The following is a 22,028-nucleotide window of genomic DNA, read 5'->3' as shown; positions in this document are numbered from 1 at the left end:
GCAGGATGGCGTTTTCAGGCGCCTAACTTTCCTTGCCGGGGCCGGTCTGAGTCACAGCGGCAGTGAGCGTGTCGCAAAGCTCGGAAAGCTCGCGACCAAGTTCTCCAAGACCGACATAGCGCGCGAAGGCATCCGTCGGATCAGAACTACGCACGATGACCGCCCCCGTCGGCATTTCCATGACGACCAGTTTCAGCGGCGCCTCGATCAACGCGCTGGGATCGCCATGGAGAAGCCGCAGCATAAAACGAGGATGAAAGAACAGCAGCTGACGCGTAGCGCGAATCTCGTATCCGCCTCTACGCAACAGCATTTGTGGATCTATTTCGTGAATGAGCCAGAGGTCTGCATCGGTGATCGCGCGCTTCAGTCGGCTGATCGTTTCTTCGAATGGGTATAATGAAGCCGTAACGCCATGGTCCCCAGAGAGCCCCGAAGCAGGCCCATAATCGACGACGGTCTTATGCACGAAATTAGACCTCCACGCGGGGAAAATCGAGAGCAGGTTGCGCGACGTGATTGAAGTAATTCGAGAACAAATTTAGCGCGACATGCGCAACGACTTCAGTGATTTCCTCATCGCTCCAATGTGCTTCCCGGACTGCCGCAAGCGCGCGGTCATCGACTCGGCCGCGCGTTTCGATAAGCGTCTTCGCAAACGCAAGTGCGGTGGCCACCCTTGGATCGTCCGATTGAGCCTGCCGGTTGGCCGCTAACTCAGCTTCCGCAATTCCAATTTTGCTGCCACGCAGGCTGTGAGCAGACACGCAATATTCGCAGCCGTTGGCTTGGGCGATCAACAGCGCAAGCTGTTCGCGAAGGCGACTATCTAGACGGCCACGGACCAACGCGGCTCGGAACGACAGGTATCCGTCAAGCGCTGCCGGCGAATTGGCCATCGCGCGATAGAGGTTAGGAACCCGGCCCAACTGGGCTTGAGTGCGCTCCAGGAGTTCTTTGGCCTCACTTTTCGCTTCCGCAGCGACAACCAGGGGCATTCTTGACATAGATGACTCCATTATCTGACATGAGCGATGTCACGATTCGAACTTTCGTTCGCGTGCTTCGTGCAAAAGCATTGCGGCGATCTGCTTAGCTGTTTTCGCGGGAGCCGAATCGCCCTTACGCAAAGCGGTGACGATCGATCCGTCGATCAGGATCATGAACTGCTCAGCAAGCGGGTTAGCCGCTACTCCCGCTTCCGCAAGCAGCTTGCGAAGAAATGCGGTCAGTTGCTGCTTGTGATGAGCAGCGGCGACGTGCGCTGCGTGGCTGCGATCTGCGAGTTCGGCCATCGAATTGATAAACGCACACCCGCGAAAATCGTTAGTAGCAAAACGCTCCGCGAGTGCGTCGAACACGGCCAGAGGACGCTTGTCCGCGGACTTTGCCAGTCTCCCGACCGATTCCTCGAGCCACCGTCGCCAGAGTTCGTCGCGTCGCATCAGATAGGCGACGATGAGATCATCCTTTGACTGGAAATGTTTGTAAAAGCTCGCCTTTGCGACCGCGGCGCGCGCGATGATTGCGTCGACACCGACGGCCCGAACGCCCTGGGCGTAAAACATTTCCGACGCCGTTTCTAAGATGCGTTGACGAGGCGATGAGGTGACCATTAGTTGACATAGACAGACAGGTCTGTCTATGTCAACCACCTTCTCGAATGACGTCGCCAGCAATGAGAAGCCTTGGGGACCCGTCCTGTCTCTGCTCGTGACTCGCAAGGCCATTCCGGCAAAGAGAAATTCTGTATTCGGAGACTTCCAAGCTGAAGACGAGGGTTCGATACCTTCACCCGCTCCATGGCCCGAGTTTCTGCACTAATCTGCGATCATCTGGTGCGACCGCGTTCGCTCGATGGTTTCGGGCAAGCGCCGCTATGACCATCGCTGCGGACAGTTAGTCTTTTGCGCCGTGCTCCCCGGGGTGTTGGTGTCAGTGCCGTCGGGCGGGACAGGGGCAGATTTCGCCGCGGCGCTTGATCCGCCGCCATTGTTGTCCGAAGGGGTGTTCAGGCTCGACGCGCCGGCTCCCGTTTGTTCCGCCTGCAGGCGACGTCGTCGCAGCTTGCTTGGGACGCTCGCTTCGGTGTGATCGGCGTCGCTCCGGGACCGGACGGACGCCGTAGGCAACGTGCAAATTCTTCAGATCATTAACAATGTTGAATCACAGGGCGAAGCGATTGCCCTAGCGTGAACCTTTCCGCAGGGGCTTTCCATGATCGATACCGCGACCAAAGCGTTGTTGCGCACCGTTCTTGACGAGGTGTGTGAAAGTGTTTCCCGCTATGAGATCGGCGCCCGTACCCACGTGGCGTCGAAGCTTCTGGAGACTGCAAGCAGGGGCGACATCTCTGCGGATTGCCTCAAACAGGCTGCCCGCAATGCCCTCTCTGAAGTTCCGACGATGTGACGATGGCCATGTGGGGGCGGGGGTGAATTTCCACGTTACGGTCCTCAAGATCCTGGTGAGCTACCCGGATGGGTTCGCTGACATGGAGGATCTCAAGCGGGATATGGCCATCCTGGCGACCAGCGGTCGCGACTGGACAGAGCGCACCAGACGGCTCGGCGGGCGGATGCCGGGGCTGGACATCTTTTCGCAAGGGCTGATCGACCGGACAAACGGCGGGTGGCGCATCACGGCCAAGGGCCGCGCCGTGCTCGATCTCCTGGAGGCTCGTCCGGACCAAGCGCCGATCGCCGCCCAAGAACTCCAGTCAGAGCCGGAGCTCGCCCCGGTGGTCCCGCGGCACTTTCCGGCGGAGAGGGATAGAGGCCGGCTTGCTGCGCGCCGTCGCCGGCGCAACGCCCGCAAGCGTCCTAGCGAGGAACGAGCGTCGCTCCTGTAGCTTGAGCAAACGCCTCGTGATGGAAAACACTCATGCAAAGTTCCGACGCCGCCTTGTCGACCGCCTGTCTTTCACGCGCGACGGACGATATCTGGGTCGTGGACGACGCGCCGATCAGCGCCGCCGGTCTGAAACTCCCCGTTCGGATGACGGTCATTCGCCTGTCGAACGGCGATCTCGTGCTGCATTCGCCGGTGAGATATTCGCCGGCTCTCCGCGGTGAGTTGGAGCGTCTAGGCGCGATAAGGTACCTGCTGGCGCCGAATATCGCGCACTGGATGTTCCTGTCCGACTGGCAGAAGGAGCTGCCGCAGGTGACGACGTTCGCGGCGCGCGGCCTTTCGGCGCGCAGGCAAGTTCGAGCAGCACGCATCCGCATCGATCGCGAGCTCGGAGATACGACGCCTCAGGAATGGAAGGCCGACATCGAAGCCGTCTCTATAAATGCGCCGATGTTTTCCGAGATCGAGCTGTTCGACAAGCGCAGCCGTACATTGATCCTGACTGATCTCGTGCAAAACCTCGATTCCAATGATCTCAGCGCGCCAAACGAGGCTGCGGCAAACCTCCTCGGCGTCTCCAAACCGAATGGCATGGCGCCGGTCTATCTACGGCTGCTGCTGCGTCTCGGCGGCCGTTCCGCGCGAGGCGCGGCCGAGCGGCTTATACGACTGTCTCCGGATCGGGTGATCTTCGCGCATGGCGACTGGTTCGAAACGGAAGGGACCGAGCGCCTCCGGCGATCCCTGCGCTGGCTGCTTCCCGCGAGCGTCTCTGGATCTGAGCCGCAGCAAATGATCGGCACGCGCGTCGTCATAACCGGCGCCTCGAGCGGCATCGGGCGTGCCACGGCGCTGGCCTTCGCCGGTAGGGGCGCAAGCGTGGTCCTGGCGGCACGCCGCGGCGAAGTCCTGACGAGCCTCGCGGCGGAATGCGAGGCGCTCGGAGGCCGCGCATTGGCGATCCCGACCGATGTCACTGATGCCGGGGCGGTGCAGCGATTGGCCAGAGAGGCCGAAGACGCGTTCGGTGGCATCGACGTCTGGATCAACAACGCCGGCACGGGCGTTTTCGGGGCCTATCAGGATGCGGATATCGCGCTTCATCGCCGAACGATCGAGGTCAATCTCCTCGGCGCGATGCATGGCGCCTTCGCGGTGCTCCCGATCTTCCTCCGCCAGAACCGCGGCATCCTGATCAATAACATCTCGCTGGGCGGCTGGGCGCCGACGCCTTTTGCTGCGGCCTATACAGCGAGCAAGTTCGGCCTGCGCGGCTTCACCGCGAGCCTGCGTCAGGAGCTCAGCACTCACCGCAAGATTCATGTCTGCGGCGTGTTCCCGGCCATGGTCGATACCCCGGGCTTCGTCCACGGCGCCAATATGTCCGGCCGAACGCTTGATCCCGGTCCGCTGCTGTATCAGTCGGAGGACGTTGCGGAAACGTTTGTGAGCCTTGTCCGCGCACCCCGTGACGAGGTCGCCGTGGGCTGGCCAGCTCGCGCAGGCCAATTTGCCTACGCGATGGCTCCGCAGATCACCGAGAATATCCTGGGAGCTGCCTTCCGCTTCCTGCTGTCGCGCGCGCACCCCGCAAAGAGCAGCGAGGGCACCATGATCGAAGCCGGCCCGCAGGGCACATCGATCGATGGCGGTTGGCTATCACGGAAGCAACTTCCACCCGCCGGGGTGATCAGCAAGGGGCTCGCGGTGTTTGGGATCGCTGCTTGCCTGGCCTTCGCCGCCTCGAGGGTTGCTCGTGCGCCCAGACCACACGCGAGAACGAGGCGCGGCCGAGCGTGATGAGCGCCGCGCTGCTGCCTTCCCCTATTGCGATCGTTCCGGCAGCGCATAGGCCCGCACGTAATCGCCGAGCTTCGTGCCGAACGAGCCGTGGCCGCCATCGACCGTGACGACGTATTGCTTGCCACCGGCGTCATAGGTCATTGGCGTCGACTGGCCGCCGGCGGGAAGGCGGTCCTGCCAAAGCTGTCTGCCATCGCGAACGTCAAACGCGCGGATGTAGTCATCCATCGTTCCCGTGATGAAGACGATGCCGCCCGCGGTCACGAGCGGACCACCCAGCATGGGTACGCCAAGCTTGAACGGCAGCGGCAGCGGGGCCTGATCGCGGATCGTGCCGATGCGGTGCTGCCAGACCACCTTGTGCGCCTTGAGATCGATCGCTGCGATCTTGCCCCATGGCGGGGCAAGGCAGGGGATGCCGAGCGGCGACAGGAAAATGCCGAGATCGACGCCATAGGGGGCACCGTACATCGGCTGCACGCCGAGCTCGGTGCCCGGCGGATGCGCAGCGTTCGGCGCGGCCGGGTTGTCCTTTCCGCGCGGCACCAGGCGCGAGATGAAGGGAATGGATTGAGGGTTCGCGATGGCGATCTGGCGCTGCGGATCGACGGCAATGCCGCCCCATTCGAACATGCCGAAGTCTCCGGGAAACACCAGCGTCCCTTGTTCCGACGGCGGGGTGAACGGCCCCTCATAGCGCAGGCGCTTGAACTTGATGCGGCAGGCGAGCTGGTCGAACATCGTGCTGCCCCACATCTGCGCGTCGGTCAGCATGCCGGAGGGGCGGAAGCTCAGCTCCGAAAAAGGCTGGGTTGGCGACAGCCGGTCTCCATTCGCGGCGCCCTGCGGCACCGGCTTTTCCGGCGCGGGCACCAACTGACGCCCGTCGCGGCGGTCGAGCACGAAGATGTCGCCGGTCTTCGCCGGGATGTAGATCGCAGGCGTCACGCCGCCGTTAGAGCGCAAATCGACCAGACTCGGCTGCGAGGGCATATCCATGTCCCAGAGATCGTGGTGCACGTTCTGGAACGACCAACGCAGTTTGCCGGTCATGACATCGAGCGCAATCAAGGCCGAATCGTAACGCTCGTTTTCGGGCGAACGGCCGCCGCCCCAGATATCCGGAGAGCTCGAGCCGAGCGGCACGTAGACGAGTCCGAGATTTTCGTCGACCGCGGAAATGCTCCACGAATTTGGTGAGCCGGCTGTAAAATGATGCGAGGCCGATGGCATCTCGTTCGGGTCGGGATTGCCGGCATCGAACGCCCAGATCAACCGCCCTGAGTAGATGTCGAAGCCACGGATCACGCCCGACGGCACGCGATCGGAATAGTTGTCGATCACCGCTCCGCCGACGATCAGCACCTTGTCCGTGACGACGGGCGGCGAGGTGCCCTCGTAGAAGCCGAGCGTCTGGATCTCGCTGCCTTGCTTGAGGTCGATCTGTCCTTTGTTGCCGAAGCTCTCGCAAGGCACGCCGCTCTGCGCATCCAGCGCGAACATCCGTCCGTCGTTCGTCGGTATGAAAATGCGCTCCGCACAATTGCTCGGCGCCGGCGTGCCGTCGGCGGTCAGCGCGCCGGGCTTGGTGGCGTGATAGGACACGCCGCGGCAGGTCATGTGCTGGAAAGCCTTGTTGTGCTGAACCTGCGGGTCGAACTTCCAGCGCAGTTTTCCGGTCGCGGCTTCGAGCGCGAACACGATCTGGTGCGGCGAACAGGTGTAGATGAGATCACCGATCTTGAGCGGGGTCGACTGGTTGGTGATCTCGTCGGGATCGTCCGGGCCCTTGTGGTCGCCGGTGCGGAATTCCCAGGCGAGCTTGAGGTCGTTGACGTTGTCTTTGGTGATCTGGCTCAGCGACGAGAAGCGCGTGCCGAAGGCGCTGCCGCCATAAGCAGTCCAGTTCTGGCCGGCAGCGGCCGGTGCCGGCGCGGACGAGGCAATGGCGCCCGTTGTGTCGCTCTCTGGTATGGTGCCTGCAAGATCGTGGCGATCGCTCGTCAGGGAAATGCCGACAACGACGGCCGCAGCGACCAACGCAAGGCCAAGCGCCCATCGCGCGCCGCGCAAGCGAGGCGCCAGACGGGACGCGATGAAGGGCAGCATCAGCCATAGGCCCAGCGGCGCGAGCACGTCGCCGCGCGGCGCCAACGACCAGAAATCGAGGCCGACTTCCCAGATCGCCCACGCCATCGTTCCGGCCAGCAGCGCGGCATAAATCCAGAGCGCCTCGGCACGGCGGCGCGCGAGCAGCCAGCTCGTGAGCAGAAGCATGATGCCCGCGATCAGATAGTAGACGGAGCCACCGAGGGCCGCCAGCCAGGCACCGCCGGCGAGGAGGCCCAGTCCCATGATAGCCACGACCACACTGGTGATGGCCAGCAATGGCGCGTCACGGAACCAGTTCGTCGAACGATGTGTCGGAGTCATGATGGTCACTTCAGCGTATAGAGAAAGGCCGCGATGTCCCGCGCGTCCTTCTGCGGGATACCCATCCTCGGCATGGCATTGCCCGGCAATGCCCTCTGTGGATCCTCGATCCAGTCAGCCATGTTGTCCGGCGAGTTCTGGATGTAGCCGGCGATGTAGGTCCGCGTGCCGATCCGATGCAAGGGCGGGCCGACGTTACCGTCCGCACCGGCAATGCCGGGAATATCGTGACAGGCGCCGCATTTGTATTGCTTGACGAGGTCAGTGCCACGGCGCGCATCGCCTGTGAAATTGTCCGGGCCCGCAGCCTTGCCTTCGCAGGCGGCGGTTGCCATGGCCAGCAGCGAGGCGGCTAACAATCGTGTGCCCGAACTCACCATCGGCTGCTCCGCTTTACCGGTCAGGGCTTTTGGCCGAAATTGAAAGTCTTGGTGGCGGACCAGGGATCTGTCGTCGAGACCTGCTCGGTCGGGACTTGCTCCATTTCAGGCGACAGTGGGTTCGCCGAGAAAGTCCGGCCCCATTGATGGCTCGGCTCGTTGCTGATCTTGCCGATATAGGTGACGAGGTCCCAGATCACGCTGTCAGGCAGCACGCTGCCCCAGGCCGGCATTCCGTTCGGCCGTCCCTGATAGATCGAGAGATAGATGTTTTCGGGCTGCGAGCCGTAGGTAAAGGTGTTGTTGCTCAGCGCCGGCCCCATGCCGCCGCCGCCATTGGGCGCGTGGCAGCCGACGCAGTTGAAGTTGACGTAGTAGGTCATGCCGCGCTGCTCCGCATTGGGATCGCCTTGCACGGGGTTCTTGATTTGCGGCGGATCGGGTTGCGCGCCCGGGAAGAGGGTGGTGACCGGGACTTGCATGAATACGCCTGGCCTGCCATTGCCGACACTGCCACCGAAATTCGGGCGTGAAGCCAGCGTCGGCATCTGCGCCTCCTGCGACTGCGGCAGTGTCTGTTGGGCAAGTCCGGCGCTGTTCGGCACGGCGGCCAGCAGCAACGATAGGGCGCTCGCGCGCAGGGCTGGAGCAGACATCACTCATGTCCTCCGGACGCCGTGACCGGCCTGTCAACCAGCGGCACCCCGTAACTTCGCAGCAGCGAGGTGATCTCGGGTCGATGGCCGTCGATGAACGCATTCAGCCGGTCGCGCAGGGCGTCGTCGCCTTTGCGCACGCCCATGGAGATGGCGAACTGGAACTGCTGGGGCGCAAAGCGCTCGTAGTCCTGGATCGGCGTGACAGTCAGCGGCACGGCTGAGCGCTGCGCGAAATAGCCGGCCAGCGGCCCCCAGACGGCGGCGACATCGATCCCGCCGCTTTCGACCGCTTCGATCAGGCGCGCCGGCGGATCGGCCTGGCGATAGTCGCCGTAAATCGAGTAGCCGCGGACATTGTCGACAATGCCCTGTTCGCCGAGCGCCTGCGCGGGCGGTGGATTGTTGCCGTCGTCGCCGATCAGATGCACGCCGATCACGAGGCGATGCAAGCGCGGGTCGAGCAGCGACGAAAGATCGAGGTGCTGGTCCTGCCGCGTGACGAACACGTAACTCGATCGATAATAGGGCTTGGTCGTCTCGGCGAGATCATAGCCGGACGGCACACCCATGACGACGTCGCATTTGCCGGCTTTCAGTGTGTTGCGGATGAAGCCGCGGCGCTGCGCCCACCAGGTGTATTGCACCTGCTTGCCGAGGTCTTCGGCCACCATCGCTGCAAGCTTATTTTCAAATCCAGCCTCGGCGCTGTTCGAGAATGGCAGATTGTTCGGATCGGCACAGACGCGAAATTCACCATCCGCCGTTGCGGCCGCAGCGGTTGAGAGCCCGAGCAGGATGACGAGGGGGATGACGGAATAACTATTTCGCAGGCGCATGGCTGGTGCCCTCACCATTCGCGCCGCCGAGCTTGAACACCAGCAGCTCGCTCCCGCCGGCGGTATAGAACGGCAAATCCTGCGTCGCACCGGTAAAGCCAAGGGCGCTGTTGCGCACCCGCGGATCGACCTCGGCGTTCGCCACCACCCCCGGCCAGCCGCCGACGCCCGAAAGGATCGCGATGTATTGCTGTCCGTCGGACCCGCGATAGGAGATCGGTTGGCCGATGAACCCGGAGCCGGCACGGAATTGCCAGAGCACGTGGCCGTCTTTGGCATCCACCACTTTGAACAAGCGATCCATGGTGCCGTAGAACGCGACATCCCCGGCTGTCACCAGCGCGCCGCTCCAGACCGGGAGCTTCTCGTGGATCTCCCAGACCTTCTTGCGCGCGACGGGATCCCACGCCATGAACTCGCCGCGATACCCGCCGGGGCCAGCATACATATCGACGTCGGCGCCGACATAGGGCGTGCCGGCGATGTAGCCGACTTGAGAAGCCTTGAAGCTCATACAGAGGTGCTGGTGCGGCACGTAGAGAAGTTTTGTGCGCGGTGACCACGCCGTCGGCTGCCAATCCTTGGCGCCGGGCGCGCTCGGGCAGATGTTCTCGACCGTCTTGCCGATAAGCGGCGTCTTCTCCTCGTTCGGGATGATCTTGCCGGTCTTCAGATCGACGCCCTTGTAGGTGTTGACGAAGTCATACGCGTCCGCCGAGATCACTTCGCCGGTGGCGCGGTCCATGACGTACATGTAGCCGTTGCGGCCGGGATGGATCAGCACCTTGCGCGGCTGGCCATTCAGTTCAAGGTCGACGAGCACGTTCTCGTTGATCTCGTCGTGGTCGAACAGATCGTGCGGGTTGACCTGGTAGGCCCATTTGGCGCGACCGGTGTCGGCGTCTCGGGCAAAGATTGTGGTGCTCCAGAGATTGTCGCCGCTGCGCTGGTTCGCGTTCCAGGGACTTGGATTGGCAGTACCGTAGTAGATCAGGTTCAGATCGGGATCGTAGGAGATCCAGCCCCAGACCGTGCCGCCGCCGCCGACCTGCCAGCGGTCGGCGGGCCAGGTCTTCACGCCGAGATCCTGGCCCTTGAGGTTATCGTAGAACGGCTTGAAGTCGTCGCCGATCAGCACGTCCTTGTCCGGGCCTGTTGAATAAGCGCGCCAAGCGATAGCGCCGGTGTTCTCGTCGAGCGCGGTCACCCAGCCGCGCACGCCCAGTTCGCCGCCGCTGTTGCCGACGAGAATCTTTCCTTTCACCACGACGGGAGCCATCGTGATCGTTTCGCCCTTGTTGATCTCGCCGAGCTTCGTGTGCCAAAGCTCTTTGCCGGACTTGGCATCTATGGCGACGGTGTGGTTGTCGAGCGTGTTGAGGAAGACCTTGCCATTGTCGAAGGCGAGTCCGCGATTGACGACATCGCAACAGGCAACGCCCGCGGCAGCGGGCTCCGGCTTCGGTGCGTAGGACCATTTCAATTCACCGGTCGTGGCATCGAGTGCGAACACACGGTTGGGATAGGGGCCCGCATAGGGGCCGACCACATACATGGTGCCGTCCACCACGAGCGGCGCCGCCTCCTGGCCTCGATCGGCGCCGACCGAGAACGTCCACGCAAGCTGGAGGCGCGAAGCATTGGTGGCGTTGATCTGATCGAGTTCGCTGTAGCGAGTGTTGGCGTAGTCGCGCGCCGCCATGGGCCATTGGCCCGGGTCCTTCATGCGGCTGGCGAGATCGGTTTGTGCCGAGGCGGACGACAGCAATGCGCAGGACGCGCAAACCACACTCAGCGACCGCGTAAGGCCACGCACTAACATTTGTCAAGATCTCCACGGCGGTGATGGGACCGTGCCGCGTTGCAGGTCGGCTTGCGAACGTACAAACGTTGCGCCTCCGCTTGGTTCCAAAGTCCGACGTTGACGGAGCGCTATCTCACGACATTGCCCGAAACGCCCGCGCCGAGATCTACCGCGATCTGATCCTCCTTGCCGTTGCACTTGGGGTGACCAAATCCCGACGGACTTTTGCCGTCAGCCCCGATGTCATAGATGATCGCGTCTTTCATGTTCGGGCTGACGCCGGCCGGCACGCGGTCGAGTCCGAGCAAGTGACGCACGCGCCAGGCGACGTTGTGATCGGCGCAGGAGCTGTCACCGCTGACGCCTAGCGCACCGGCGACGCCGTTGCCGTCGTAGAGTGCCAGCCCGCCTCCGAAGACGATCACGCCGCCGACAGGCCTGCCGACCATCGGATCGTGGGGCGTCCCGAATTCGTCCGGAGTGCCGGCGTACAGAACCTCCGGGGATGGAGGGTTGCTGAGAGCCGCGCCGAACAGGAATCCTCCAGGTTGCGCGCCCGCGTAGAGATTGGCCGTGGCCATCGCCTTGTCCTTCAGGCTGAACGCATTGGCAGTATTGGCCTTTTCGGCTGCGATCGCACGGCTGCCAAGCCACTGATCATCGGCCTTGCGGCCGCTGTAGGCGACTGCGCAGACAACACCCTGTCGATTGACGACAGCAGCCCATTCGTTGTTGTCGAGGCCTCCGTTGCTCGGGCCGCCGCCCGGCTTGACGCTCTTCTTGAGGATATCTGCGAGCTTGTCATGGTCGACCGGGCACGACATGCCTGGCTGGGGCTGGTCCTGCGCGTTCAAAACTGCAGGCAACAAGAATGCCGCGGTCAAGATAGCCGTTGCCGCCATGACGGATCGTTTTTCCATGTGGCCTCCGTGGAGTGTCGCAATCGGCAGGCGAACGTTCGAGGAGAAGTGGCGGTTCCTATGCAGCGTCGCTCAGCCCGGATGTTGAACGAGCGGCAGGTGGGAGTGGCCATCGTTCGCAGTCAGCCACCGGTGAGCAAAGAACAACGCCGCTCCTGTGTAGAGTATGCCCATCGGCACCCACATGAGGATGCCGGCGAGCTGTTGGTCTTCCAGCGGCGAGAGGCCGAATTCGCCCGCGAGGGCGCCCTGGCCCGGGATCCAGAGCCGCGTCGACACAGTCAGCAAGGCCCCGAGCACGCCGGAATGCAGGATGGTGATGAACAGGCAGGCGACCGCGATGCCGTCGCGAATTCGGATGCTGCGGCCCTGGCCCCGACCGTGCAGCAGCACCCACCAGAACAAGAGCGCGGTCGCAAAAAAGCTGATGTGCTGGAGGCGATGGACCGCGGAATTCTCCAGTGCCCAGGCGTAGAGGGGTGGTGCATGCCAGATCCACAGCGCTGCGCCGTGGAGAATGGTCGCGCTCATGGGGTGGCTCACAAAACGCCACGGCCACGCCAGCACCGGCAGATTGAGCATGCGACCCGCCGCCGGGCGAAGCCGGGCTGGCAGGCTCCACAGCAGCGGGCCATTGATCCGGGCGAACGCCATCAGCGGTGCCGCGACGACCATGAGCAGTTCGTGCTCGACCATATGCGCAGTGAACAGGCGCTCGCCGAGCCAGTGCAGCGGGGAGGTCACGGCAAGAGCTGCGACCAGCCATCCGGTCCAGAACGCCGCGACCTGGCGGAAGCTGACGCCGCGGCCACCTCCCGCATGGTGCCAGAGCCGCTGCGTTCCAACATAGACGCCGATCCCCACCGCGTAGAGCGGGGCCATCAGCCAAGGGTCGTAGCTCCACAGCGAGCCGGGATCGACATCCGATAGTCCGTGCGCATCGGCCCGACCCGCGAGCAGCGCAAGCAGCAGTGCTGCAAAGCTCAGCGCAGGCATGGGCTGATCATGAGCGACGCGGCGAGCTGGTTCGCAATCACCAGCGCGAACAGCACGCCGGAGCCGACGCCGAGCCAGGCCATGAACGTTCTGGGCCCGCCACCCCGCGCATCCGTCCATCCAGCCTCCGCGCTGCGCCGAACCGCACGGGCCGAAATCAGCGCGCCTGCAAGCGAGACGATAGCGAGAACCGCGCTCACAATCGCGCCGCTCGTCCTGGTCTTTTCGCAGGAGAAATGCTCGAGGACGTAGACGCCTTGCAAATTGATGGCCCACGCGATGGGCCCGAGCGCAACGCCGGCCCAGTAAAGAAACCTGGAATGTCCGTCAGCTTCGGTCATAGGCGCGGTATCCAATCGAGCACGACGTAAAGCGGCAGCCAGGCGAGCACGACGAAGTTCCAATAGAACACGTTGTCGGTCACGTCGCTGAAGCGGCGCGGTTTCGCATGGCGCGTGAACATCAGTACGGCCAGTACGACCGTGTCGCCGACATCGGTGGCAAGGTGGGTCGTGTGCAGTCCCAGAATGAGCCACACGATCGAGCCGTAGGCGGAATTATCCCAACGGGTGTTGAGATGTGCGAATTCGAAGCCGCGCAGCACCAGAAGCGCGATGCCGATCGCGGCCATCACGATCAGGCAAATGCGGACCTTTGCGAGATCCTGCCGATGCGCCACACGGCTGGTATATTCGTTGGGTATGATGCTGAGCAGATAGATCACGGTCTCGGCCGTGCCCGGCCAGAGATCGGGCGGCGAGGCGCCGATCGGCCAAGTTGGGTTGACGGCGTAGAGGTAGAGATAGGCGCCGATGGCAATGGCAAAGCCCATGCCTTCGAGCGCCATAAAGCCCATGGCGCCCCACCACGGTCCGCTGCGTGGGCCGTAACCGTAAGTCGGCAGTTCAGCGACATTGCGGACGATGGTTTGTCTCACTCCTCGTCCTCCTTGCTGCCGGCCGGCCAGAACCAGCCGATCAAGGTGACGGCCATCGGCGGCGTGCCCCAGAGCATCGCCCAGGGTGTAAAGATCGAGCCGATGAAGAACACCGTCGTCGCGATGGCGGCGAGCAGCGGCCAGATGCTCGGCTCGGGCGAAGCCTCGCGGATCTGCGGCTCCGCTTCTGCGAGCGAGGTCAACAGGATTTCGCGCCGCCCGGCACTCAGACCCGCGACCACGGGCAGGCTCTCGCTGTCGGCCCACAGCGGATCGCGGTGCTTGACCACCGGAATGCGGTCGAAATTCTGCGGCGGAGGCGGCGAGGAGGTGGCCCATTCCAGCGTCGAGGCATTCCAGGGGTTGTCGCCCGCGAGCTCACCCTTGCGCAGGCTGTAGATCACATTGACCAGAAGCAGCGCGAAGCTGATCGCGAAAATGACGGCACCGCCGCTGGACAAGAGGTTCAAATGCGCCCAGTCCATGTCGGCCGTGTAGGTGTAGACCCGGCGCGGCATTCCGATCAGCCCGAGGATGTGCATCGGAAAGAACGCGACGTTGAAGCCGATGAAGGCCAGCCAGAAATTCCAGCGCCCGAGTCTTTCGCTCAGCATGCGGCCGGCGATCTTGGGAAACCAGTAGTAGACCGCGCCGACCAGCGGGAACACAGCGCCACCGATCAGAACATAGTGGAAGTGGGCTACGATGAAATAGGTGTCGTGCACCTGGGTGTCGATCGGGACCGAAGCGACCATTACGCCGGATAGCCCGCCGAGCACGAAGATCACCATGAATCCGATCACGAACAATAGCGGCGTCCGGTAAACCGGGCGTCCATCCCAGAGCGTCGCCAGCCAGCAGAAGATCTGCAGCCCGCTCGGCACCGCGATCAGCATGCTGGACGCCGTGAACAGGCCAGCGCCGAGTTGGGGCAGGCCCGTGACGAACATGTGGTGGACCCACAGGCCAAACGACAGGAAGCCGGTCGCGATCAAGGAGAGAATGACGATGGGATAGCCGATCACCGGCCGGCGCACGAACGTAGCGAGGATCGCCGAGACCATCCCCGTTCCCGGAATGAATATGATGTAGACTTCGGGGTGGCCGAAAAACCAGAACAGGTGCTGCCAGAGCAGGGGGTGGCCACCCGAGGAGGAATCATAGAAGCGGGTGTTGACCAGGCGATCCAGGATCAATGACGTGGACGCGACCATGATCGACGGCATCGCGAACATCACCAGAAAGCTTGTGACCAGCATGGCCCAGACGAACAGGGGAATGCGGTCCAGGGTCATGCCCGGCGCGCGGAGCTTGAACACAGTCACGACGATCTCGACGGCGACCGCGAGCGCCGCGACCTCGGTAAAGGTGATCATCTGCGCCCAGACATCGGCCCGCTTGGTCGGTGTGAACTGCAGGCTGGAGAGAGGAACGTACGAAAACCAGCCGACATCGGGGCCGGCGTTGAACAGGAAGGAGATCCACAGAAAGCAACCGCCGAACAGAAACATCCAATAGCTGAAGGCGTTCAGTCGCGGAAAGGCGATGTTCCGCGTACCGACCATCAGCGGCACCAGATAGACGGCGAACGCCTCCATCACCGGCACGGCGAACAGGAACATCATCGTCGAGCCGTGCATCGTGAAGATCTGATTGTACTTGTCCGCCGAGAGAAAAGTCTTCTCCGGCCCGGCAAGCTGAACGCGCATCAGGATCGCAAGAATGCCGCCGAGAAGCAGGAATGCGAATGCAGTCACGATGTAGCGACGTCCCACGACCTTGTGGTCGACCGACATAAGCGCGCCGACCAGTCCGGACGGCGTGCGCCACACTTTCTGCAGTTGCGTGGAAAGCTGAAGGCCATTCAGGACGTCGTCCCGCAACTCATTCGGTTCAGCGGCCATGCTCACTTGAGCTGCTCCAGATAATGAAGGATCGCGATGAGCTCGCCCGATTGCAGCGGCATCTTCGGCATGAGGTTGCCGGGCTTGATGTGCTGAGGATCGGCGATCCAGGCGCCGAGCGTCGCCGGGGTATTCGGCAGCGTTCCCGCCGTGATGGTCGTGCGGCTGCCGATATGCGTGAGATCCGGGCCGAGCTGCCCGCCGGCCAGTGTGCCGCTGATGTTGTGACACAAGGCACAGCCGCGGGCCCGGAAGAGAGCCTCGCCCTGCTTGCCGAGCTGATCCGCGGGGCTGTTCGCGCTCTGATTCTCACGATCGCGCCACCGGCCGAACTCGTCCGGCGGTAGCGCGATCACCGCGAAGGCCATGTGCGCGTGCTGAAGTCCGCAGAACTCGGCGCATTGTCCGCGATAGACGCCGGCGTTTTTCGCGGTGAATTGCAACTCGTTCTTTTGCCCGGTGATGAGGTCCATCTTCCCGGTCAGGCTCGGCACCCAGAAGCTGTGGACCACATCTGCAGATTCCAGCTCGACCTTCACCGGCTGGCCGGTCGGGATCCGGATCTCGTTCGCGGTTACGAAACTCCGATGCGGACTGTCATCCTCATAGCGAACCTCCCACCACCATTGGTGTCCGATGATCTTGAGCGTGAGGGCGTTCTCGCCCTTGGCGAAGACGATGCGCTGCCCGGCATAGCTGACGAAGGAGAGGCCGAGCACGATCACCGTGGTTGCAACGCCCAGCCCAATGATGACTCGGCCCGTGCGTTCTTCGAAGGCTTGATGGAGATCGAGCGGCTGATCGGCCAAGCGCTTCCGGCGCAACATTCCGAGGGCGAGCACGATTACGACTGCGATCCAGACGATCGCAGCAACCCCGAGAAAGATGAATAGTGTATGCAGGATCTGCTCGGATTGCAGCCCTTGCGGGTCGAGCGTCGACTGCCGGCCGGCGCACGCAACAAGCGGCCAAGTCGTGCATAGCACCAGGACAATTCGCACCCAGACTGGCATAGACGCTCGCGGTTCCCCTTCACAGGCGGGAACTGGCCGATCCTACAAAGGTTCCTATCTGCTGTTGGAGCGAGCCGCGCGCAGCCTTTGCAAGAGAGCTTAGAAGAAAGAAGATATGTCCAACGTTGCTCGTCAGACCGCGAATTTAGAATGGCCATCCCCTGGCGGCGATGAAGATAACCGCATCACCCGCGGCCATGAGCAGCAAGACGGCGAGGACGGCGATGACCGCTCCGGGCTGGACTAACACGCGCAGTTCGTCGAGCATGGGTCTATCCAGTTCCGAACGTCCTCAGCAGCAATGTCCCGGTGACCCGCAGGTTCCTGAACGTGCCAGAAGTCCACGCGCCCGCGCCGGAACGAAGGTTTGGGATCGCGCGTTTCTGCGACAGATGCGAGGGGGCGACGTGCCGCACTATCATTTTGACCTGGTGGATTCGAAAACCGTAGCTGACGAAGAGGGCGCCGACTTGCCGGATGACATCCAGGCTCTCGATGTCGCCGAGGAGATCGCCAAGCGGCTCCTGAAGGAGCGTCCCGAGCTTGAGGGCCGTCACTTCTCGATCCTCGTCACCAATCGGGACGGCGACGAGATCGGCCGGGTACCACTGGATGTCCTGCACTGAAGTTGCGACATGACATGACGTTCAAGCTTGGAGTGATCTCCGACACGCATGGACTACTGAGGCCGGAGGTGGAGCGCTGCCTCACGGGCGTGTCGCACATTATCCATGCGGGCGATATCGGCGCTCCCGATGTTGTGGAACACCTTCGCCGGATTGCGCCTGTTACAGCCATCAAAGGCAATGTCGACAAGGGCGAGTGGGCAAAATGCTACCCCGAGACCGAAACAGTGCGCCTTGCGGGGCGCTTCTTCTACATCTTGCACGATCTCAAGGAGCTGAAGGCAAACCCCGCCCAACGAGGAATCGACATTGTAGTTTCCGGCCACTCGCATCGGGTGAAAATCGACACAATCGGCGGAATACTATTTCTAAATCCGGGGAGTGCCGGACCGAGGCGCTTCAAGCTGCCGATTACGCTGGCAACGCTCGATCTGGATGAGAGCGGCGAACTGCGGCCCATCGTTCACGAGCTCGGCAGGTGAAAACGTGGAGGTGCGACCTACCAGCTCCCGTCATCATCACCTTGGACAACCCGGGCCGGAATCGTTCGTTGCTAAGGACAGACGTCAGTACAAGCGCGAGGAACGACCGTAGCCGCATCTCATTGGTCTGCATGATGGTTGTGAAGACCCAAAAAGGAGCACGCAATGTCAAAAATGCCCCCCGTACCGGCAGAGCAGCGCAGCGACAAGGGACCCGGTTCAGATCCAAAGACCGAGACCAGCGAAAAAATCCCCAGCCGCGAGAACTTCGACACCCAGGGACGTCAAGGCAACATCAAGCAGAACACCACAAACCAAGGCTACCAGCAGGATCGATGATGCCCCACAAGAACTCTGACACAGAACGGTTCGGTGGACCCGGGTCCTCCCAGCAGGATCGCAAGCATCCTGAAAAGGGAGGGCGCGAACATGAAGCCCCGACGCCGGGGGCTCCCACAAGTGACCGGAAGTCGCACGTCTCAGGAGGCGGTGGTGAGCGCGATGAGCATCACACGCACGACGATCGTCACAGGAGCTGAGACATTGGCCCACAGGAACGTGCGACCCGTTCCGGAAGACGATGGAGAAAAACGATGCGCAAGATCAGTTCTGCCATGATGCTGGTCGCCCTGTTGGCCTGCGGCTCGACAGGCGCCGCTTGGGGGCAGGGTGGCGGAGGAGGCGGCGGCGGCAGTTCGGGCGGGGGCGGAAGCGCGAGCAGCACCAGTGGCGTCGGCGCCGGGGGCGCTTTGGGCGGGGGGACTTCGGCGACAACCAGCCAAACCGGCAGTTTGCCGTCTGACAGAGGGAACGCCGGCGACGCGTCCCGGGGCACAGCGGCCAGCGGGACAAATGCAGCAGGAACGGCTCAATCGAGCGGGGGCCCGCAAGGATCGACCACCGTCGGCCGACCCGGCAACCTCGCGGGCGGAACCAGCAGCGGACGGATCGATGGAACGGCGACACCAGGTCCGTTGATGCAAGGCGACGCGGAAATCCAGTCTGAAAATTCCCAGGGCTCCACCGTAGATCGAAAGATCAAAAGCATCTGCAAAGGATGCTGACCTGGATCAGGACGCCGGCTTCGCCGGCGTCCAATCAAGGTCTTCGTCGTTTTGACGTTCGGATCCGGCGAGCACGCCTTGATCTTGAGCTCGTCCTCAAGAGCGGGCTGGCCTTCGCAATCTTCCACCAGCCCGGCTTCGTCGGCCCTTTTCAACGTTTCCTCTTTGGTCGGAAAGGTGCGGCTTCGAGACCCCGAACCGCGAACGCTAACGACGCGGCATGGTGCCATTGGACGGCGGAGTCGTCTCGTTGCGCATGCCGGGAGGACTCGAGGCACCTTGGCCACCCCGCTCGACATGCGTAATGCCGCCACCGCCGCCGCCGGAGGCGGATCCGCCGGCTCCAGCACCGGCGCCCGCGCCACCAGCACCGGCGCCCGCGCCACCAGCACCGGCGCCCGCGCCGCCAGCACCGGCGCCCGCGCCGCCAGCACCGGCGCCACCACCGCCCGCGCCACCGGCACCTTGCGCGAACGCTGCGCCGACTGAAGTGCCTGCGAGCATCGCGGCCGTGAAGATCATCAAGATTGTCTTACGCATGCTGTTTCTCCTTGAGCTTTCAATGTCGAACCAATCATGAGCGGCATCGACCGTTCCTACCCACGCAAATTCATTCGGCGTTGCCGTCGTCATCGACGGCACACGCTGTCTCAATGCCGGTATTGCGAAGGCACGGCAACTTCATCGAACCGTCCAGCAAGCGCGTAGAGAGCGGCGCGCATCTCCGGACCTTGCATGGCCGCGCCGTGTCCGGTGATGACGATCTGCGCAGCAAGTGGCGCAAGAGCACGCAGCGACGTCTTCGCACTTTCCCAATCCGGGGTGGCCATCTTGTTGGTCAGGGTGCCGGCCACGATGATCACGTCGGATTGGCGTGGCGATGCTCGCGGCGCGAATCCGAAACGTTCCGCGTCATAGCGCGGCATTGACATCTGCATCATCTCGACCGCGCAGCAGGCAAGCCCGAACTCCTCCGCTGTTGCCGAAGAAACCCTTGTCGGCAAGATCGTCGCGGATGCTCATGAAATAGGGATCGGAGGCGTTGTCCGGCTGTCCTGAGCGCTGTGGCTAGTTGGGATGCGACCACACGCTCTGGGAAACCGCAGCTCGTCGGCGGCGTTCCTGCGGCGACGAATTGTATTTGTGTTCTGTTATCGCAGGTTAGCCTTAGGCGGGAGACCAGAGCCTGCACGGTTACCCAGATATCCGGTAGGAACGATCCGCGAAAATTGCGGTTGGGCCGCAGCAAGGCCAATGAGAAGGAGAACAGGAAATGGCTAACGTAGCACGCGATACATTCGTGGTCGGACTAAGCAATGCGCACGCGATGGAAGTGCAGGCAAGGGAGCTGATGGAACGTCAGTCGGAACGGCTGGATGAATATCCTGAGGTGAAGGCGAAAGTCGTCGCTCACCTTCAGGAGACCAACGAACAGCTCAAGCGGCTCGAGAGATGTCTGGAAGCTTGCGGCGAAAACTCCTCCAGCCTCAAGGATACGACCCAATCCGTGATGGCGAACATGCAGGCTATGGCGCACTCTGTCGCCGGCGACGAGATTCTCAAGAACACCTTCGCCAACAACGCGTTCGAGAACTTCGAGATCGCTGCCTACAAGTCTCTGCTCGCCCTCTGCGGCGCCGCCGGGGTGGCTGAAGCAAAGGATCTGCTCGAGACGTCCTTGCAGGAAGAGCAGCGCATGGCCGCCTGGATCGACTCAAACGTCGAGAAGGTGACGATGGAATATCTGGCGCATCAGCGTCAGGCGACGTGACGCCATCCGGTCGCCGCTACAGGCAAGCCGCCGGTCCCGCTTGCCGCGAGACCGGCGGCTTGGCGGTTGCTGAACTCGGCTGTTTGTGCAGAGACCTGCAGGAACGATACACGCCATTTTAGCTGGGCTGTGATGACGAAAATTATCTTCAGCGACTATCGCAATCCCGCCGCCGAGCAGGCTTACGCGATCGCGTGGGACTTTCTCGCCCGTGGCGGGGCTATCAGCGATGAATTCGAGACGTGTGTATTCCTGGCGCAGTGTATCACCATGATGGTCGAGGAAGGCCACACCAACCGGATTCGATGGCCAATCGCGCCATCTCCGAATACGAGCACTACGTTGAGGACCTCGACAAGCCCATCCGTCGCGCGGCCAATTCGCGCTCGTGACAGAGTCAGGCGCCAGCGTGGCCAGACCAACCAGCTCACGCTCCGGTCGCCGTCGCATTTGCGGGTTCTCGTCCGGTGGCTGGATCACCCCTGATCGGCAATCGTCAACCGGCCGCGTGCAGTAATACGTCCGCTCCTGCGAGGTGCAGCGGCCGGAACAAGCGTCGGCGCTTCGCCGGCCATGCGCATGGCGAAATACGCGATGGTCGCCCGGAGACCATCCTTGAGCGCCACGCGCGGGCGCCACCCCAACACCTTCACGGCTGTGTCAATGACAGGCTTGCGCCGCTTCGGATCGTCTTTAGGCAGCTCCTCGAACCGAAGCGGGGAGCCTGATTCTGTATACGCCAGCACGTCGCGGGCAATCGCCTCGATCGTAACCTCGTGCGGATTACCCAAATTGCAGGGCCCGGTGACTGATAATGGACTCTCCATGAGCAGCTGGAGGCCGCGCACGAGATCGTCGATGAAGCAGAAGCTTCTGGTCTGCGTACCACCGCCATAGATCGTGATCGGCTCTCCCCGCAGTGCCTGCACGATGAAGTTGGAGACGACGCGCCCGTCGTTCTCCAGCATTCGCGGACCGTAGGTGTTGAAGATGCGCGCGATCTTGATCTCGACCCCGTACATGCGATGGTAATCGAACATCAGCGTTTCCGCGGCCCGCTTGCCTTCGTCGTAGCAGGCTCGGGGTCCGATCGCGTTGACGTTGCCGAGATAGGATTCCGGCTGGGGATGCACCTCGGGATCGCCGTAGACCTCGCTTGTCGATGCCTGCAGCACTCGGGCGCCCTTCCGACGCGCGAGCTCCAGCATGTTGATGGTGCCAAGCACGCAGGTCTTCATCGTGCCGACCGGATCTTTCTGGTAATGACGGGGCGACGCCGGGCAGGCGAGGCTGTAGATCCCGTCGATATCGCCCTCGATCTCGACGGGATCGCGTACGTCATGTTCGATGAAGCGAAAACTCGGATGATTGAGCAGCGGCCGGATATTGCTGATCGTTCCCGTAAACAAATTGTCGAGGCAGATTACCGTGTGGCCGCGTTGCAATAGCGCGTCGCAGAGGTGGGATCCGATGAAGCCGGCGCCGCCGGCGATCAGCACCGTCGGGGAGCGGCGGGACGCCTGGATGCGGGTCTGAAGTGTCATGGC

The 22,028-nt window shown here is 62.6% G+C and carries 24 protein-coding genes and 1 pseudogene; 7 read left to right on the top strand and 18 right to left on the bottom strand.

The genetic code is table 11. The features are described from left to right. Window positions 1-22: 22 nt before the first annotated feature. The 3 genes from ACVWYI_RS25675 to ACVWYI_RS25665 are packed head-to-tail and all read right to left on the bottom strand — an operon-like array spanning window position 23 to window position 1,616. On the bottom strand, window positions 23-469 hold the full coding sequence (locus ACVWYI_RS25675) for a DUF302 domain-containing protein (RefSeq protein ID WP_456663529.1): 447 nt from the start codon (window positions 467-469) through the stop codon (window positions 23-25). A gap of 4 nt (window positions 470-473) precedes the next feature. After that, window positions 474-998: a carboxymuconolactone decarboxylase family protein gene (locus ACVWYI_RS25670; protein ID WP_456663528.1), complete on the bottom strand. Its 525-nt coding sequence runs from the start codon at window positions 996-998 to the stop codon at window positions 474-476. Window positions 999-1,037: 39 nt separating this feature from the next. Beyond that, the gene (locus ACVWYI_RS25665; RefSeq protein WP_456663527.1) at window positions 1,038-1,616 is read right to left on the bottom strand and encodes a TetR/AcrR family transcriptional regulator; all 579 of its coding nucleotides are present in this window, start codon (window positions 1,614-1,616) and stop codon (window positions 1,038-1,040) included. 601 nt (window positions 1,617-2,217) lie between these two features. On the opposite strand from ACVWYI_RS25665, the gene ACVWYI_RS25660 reads away from it, so the two are divergent. The 3 genes from ACVWYI_RS25660 to ACVWYI_RS25650 are packed head-to-tail and all read left to right on the top strand — an operon-like array spanning window position 2,218 to window position 4,653. Beyond that, window positions 2,218-2,412 (top strand): hypothetical protein, encoded by a 195-nt coding sequence (locus tag ACVWYI_RS25660; protein WP_456663526.1) that lies wholly within the window; start codon window positions 2,218-2,220, stop codon window positions 2,410-2,412. Window positions 2,413-2,434: 22 nt separating this feature from the next. Then, a complete protein-coding gene (locus ACVWYI_RS25655; RefSeq protein ID WP_456663525.1) occupies window positions 2,435-2,851 on the top strand; it encodes a hypothetical protein in 417 nt (138 codons plus the stop codon). Window positions 2,852-2,883: 32 nt separating this feature from the next. After that, window positions 2,884-4,653 (top strand): SDR family oxidoreductase, encoded by a 1,770-nt coding sequence (locus ACVWYI_RS25650; RefSeq protein WP_456663524.1) that lies wholly within the window; start codon window positions 2,884-2,886, stop codon window positions 4,651-4,653. A gap of 24 nt (window positions 4,654-4,677) precedes the next feature. On the opposite strand, the gene ACVWYI_RS25645 is transcribed toward ACVWYI_RS25650, so the two are convergent. The 12 genes from ACVWYI_RS25645 to ACVWYI_RS25590 all read right to left on the bottom strand — a co-directional run bounded on the left by ACVWYI_RS25645 (window position 4,678) and on the right by ACVWYI_RS25590 (window position 16,806). Beyond that, window positions 4,678-7,089 carry a glucose/quinate/shikimate family membrane-bound PQQ-dependent dehydrogenase gene (locus ACVWYI_RS25645; RefSeq protein WP_456663523.1) on the bottom strand — a complete coding sequence of 804 codons (2,412 nt, stop codon included), beginning with the start codon at window positions 7,087-7,089 and terminating at the stop codon, window positions 4,678-4,680. A gap of 5 nt (window positions 7,090-7,094) precedes the next feature. Further along, window positions 7,095-7,469, bottom strand: a complete 375-nt coding sequence (locus ACVWYI_RS25640; protein ID WP_247353256.1) for a c-type cytochrome — start codon at window positions 7,467-7,469, stop codon at window positions 7,095-7,097. A 20-nt stretch (window positions 7,470-7,489) separates the two neighbouring features. After that, complete coding sequence (locus ACVWYI_RS25635) at window positions 7,490-8,125, bottom strand: c-type cytochrome (RefSeq protein WP_456663522.1); 636 nt, start codon at window positions 8,123-8,125, stop codon at window positions 7,490-7,492. Beyond that, on the bottom strand, window positions 8,125-8,964 hold the full coding sequence (locus ACVWYI_RS25630) for a substrate-binding domain-containing protein (RefSeq protein ID WP_247353259.1): 840 nt from the start codon (window positions 8,962-8,964) through the stop codon (window positions 8,125-8,127). The genes ACVWYI_RS25635 and ACVWYI_RS25630 overlap by 1 nt, the downstream gene beginning before the upstream one ends. Beyond that, window positions 8,948-10,786 (bottom strand): PQQ-dependent dehydrogenase, methanol/ethanol family, encoded by a 1,839-nt coding sequence (locus ACVWYI_RS25625; RefSeq protein WP_456663521.1) that lies wholly within the window; start codon window positions 10,784-10,786, stop codon window positions 8,948-8,950. The genes ACVWYI_RS25630 and ACVWYI_RS25625 overlap by 17 nt, the downstream gene beginning before the upstream one ends. 110 nt (window positions 10,787-10,896) lie before the next feature. Next, window positions 10,897-11,688 carry a heme-binding protein gene (locus tag ACVWYI_RS25620; protein WP_456663520.1) on the bottom strand — a complete coding sequence of 264 codons (792 nt, stop codon included), beginning with the start codon at window positions 11,686-11,688 and terminating at the stop codon, window positions 10,897-10,899. A 72-nt stretch (window positions 11,689-11,760) separates the two neighbouring features. Further along, window positions 11,761-12,684 carry a cytochrome c oxidase assembly protein gene (locus ACVWYI_RS25615; RefSeq protein ID WP_456663519.1) on the bottom strand — a complete coding sequence of 308 codons (924 nt, stop codon included), beginning with the start codon at window positions 12,682-12,684 and terminating at the stop codon, window positions 11,761-11,763. After that, a complete protein-coding gene (locus ACVWYI_RS25610) occupies window positions 12,672-13,025 on the bottom strand; it encodes a hypothetical protein (RefSeq protein ID WP_456663518.1) in 354 nt (117 codons plus the stop codon). The genes ACVWYI_RS25615 and ACVWYI_RS25610 overlap by 13 nt, the downstream gene beginning before the upstream one ends. Continuing rightward, window positions 13,022-13,621: a cytochrome c oxidase subunit 3 gene (locus ACVWYI_RS25605; protein WP_456663517.1), complete on the bottom strand. Its 600-nt coding sequence runs from the start codon at window positions 13,619-13,621 to the stop codon at window positions 13,022-13,024. The genes ACVWYI_RS25610 and ACVWYI_RS25605 overlap by 4 nt, the downstream gene beginning before the upstream one ends. Beyond that, window positions 13,618-15,525, bottom strand: a complete 1,908-nt coding sequence (gene ctaD / locus ACVWYI_RS25600; protein WP_456664576.1) for a cytochrome c oxidase subunit I — start codon at window positions 15,523-15,525, stop codon at window positions 13,618-13,620. Before ctaD ends, ACVWYI_RS25605 begins: the two co-directional genes overlap by 4 nt. Before the next feature lie 2 nt (window positions 15,526-15,527). Beyond that, window positions 15,528-16,538, bottom strand: a complete 1,011-nt coding sequence (coxB, locus tag ACVWYI_RS25595) for a cytochrome c oxidase subunit II (protein ID WP_456663516.1) — start codon at window positions 16,536-16,538, stop codon at window positions 15,528-15,530. Window positions 16,539-16,683: 145 nt separating this feature from the next. Beyond that, a complete protein-coding gene (locus ACVWYI_RS25590) occupies window positions 16,684-16,806 on the bottom strand; it encodes a DUF3556 domain-containing protein (protein WP_247443400.1) in 123 nt (40 codons plus the stop codon). Window positions 16,807-16,945: 139 nt separating this feature from the next. On the opposite strand from ACVWYI_RS25590, the gene ACVWYI_RS25585 reads away from it, so the two are divergent. The 3 genes from ACVWYI_RS25585 (at window position 16,946) to ACVWYI_RS25575 (ending at window position 17,985) form a co-directional block, all read left to right on the top strand. After that, window positions 16,946-17,164 (top strand): DUF6894 family protein, encoded by a 219-nt coding sequence (locus tag ACVWYI_RS25585; protein ID WP_247443401.1) that lies wholly within the window; start codon window positions 16,946-16,948, stop codon window positions 17,162-17,164. Window positions 17,165-17,178: 14 nt separating this feature from the next. Beyond that, window positions 17,179-17,646: a metallophosphoesterase family protein gene (locus tag ACVWYI_RS25580; protein WP_247443403.1), complete on the top strand. Its 468-nt coding sequence runs from the start codon at window positions 17,179-17,181 to the stop codon at window positions 17,644-17,646. A gap of 165 nt (window positions 17,647-17,811) precedes the next feature. Next, window positions 17,812-17,985, top strand: a complete 174-nt coding sequence (locus tag ACVWYI_RS25575; protein WP_456663515.1) for a hypothetical protein — start codon at window positions 17,812-17,814, stop codon at window positions 17,983-17,985. Between the two features lie 932 nt (window positions 17,986-18,917). On the opposite strand, the gene ACVWYI_RS25570 is transcribed toward ACVWYI_RS25575, so the two are convergent. Further along, window positions 18,918-19,250, bottom strand: a complete 333-nt coding sequence (locus tag ACVWYI_RS25570) for a hypothetical protein (RefSeq protein WP_456663514.1) — start codon at window positions 19,248-19,250, stop codon at window positions 18,918-18,920. A 110-nt stretch (window positions 19,251-19,360) separates the two neighbouring features. Beyond that, window positions 19,361-19,733 (bottom strand): annotated as a pseudogene (locus ACVWYI_RS25565) (NADH-quinone oxidoreductase subunit B family protein). A gap of 250 nt (window positions 19,734-19,983) precedes the next feature. Between ACVWYI_RS25565 and ACVWYI_RS25560 the strand changes: the two are divergent. Further along, window positions 19,984-20,481, top strand: a complete 498-nt coding sequence (locus ACVWYI_RS25560) for a ferritin-like domain-containing protein (protein ID WP_247446022.1) — start codon at window positions 19,984-19,986, stop codon at window positions 20,479-20,481. Between the two features lie 476 nt (window positions 20,482-20,957). Here the strand turns inward: ACVWYI_RS25560 and ACVWYI_RS25555 are convergent, their stop codons facing one another. Next, entirely contained in the window at window positions 20,958-22,025 is a 1,068-nt protein-coding gene (locus ACVWYI_RS25555) for a UDP-glucuronic acid decarboxylase family protein (protein ID WP_456663513.1), read from the bottom strand. Between the last annotated feature and the right edge of the window lie 3 nt (window positions 22,026-22,028).

The organism is Bradyrhizobium sp. LB13.1, assembly GCF_054056815.1.
The sequence above is the reverse complement of the archived record's forward strand: the minus strand, read 5'-3'. Positions and strand labels throughout refer to the sequence as shown.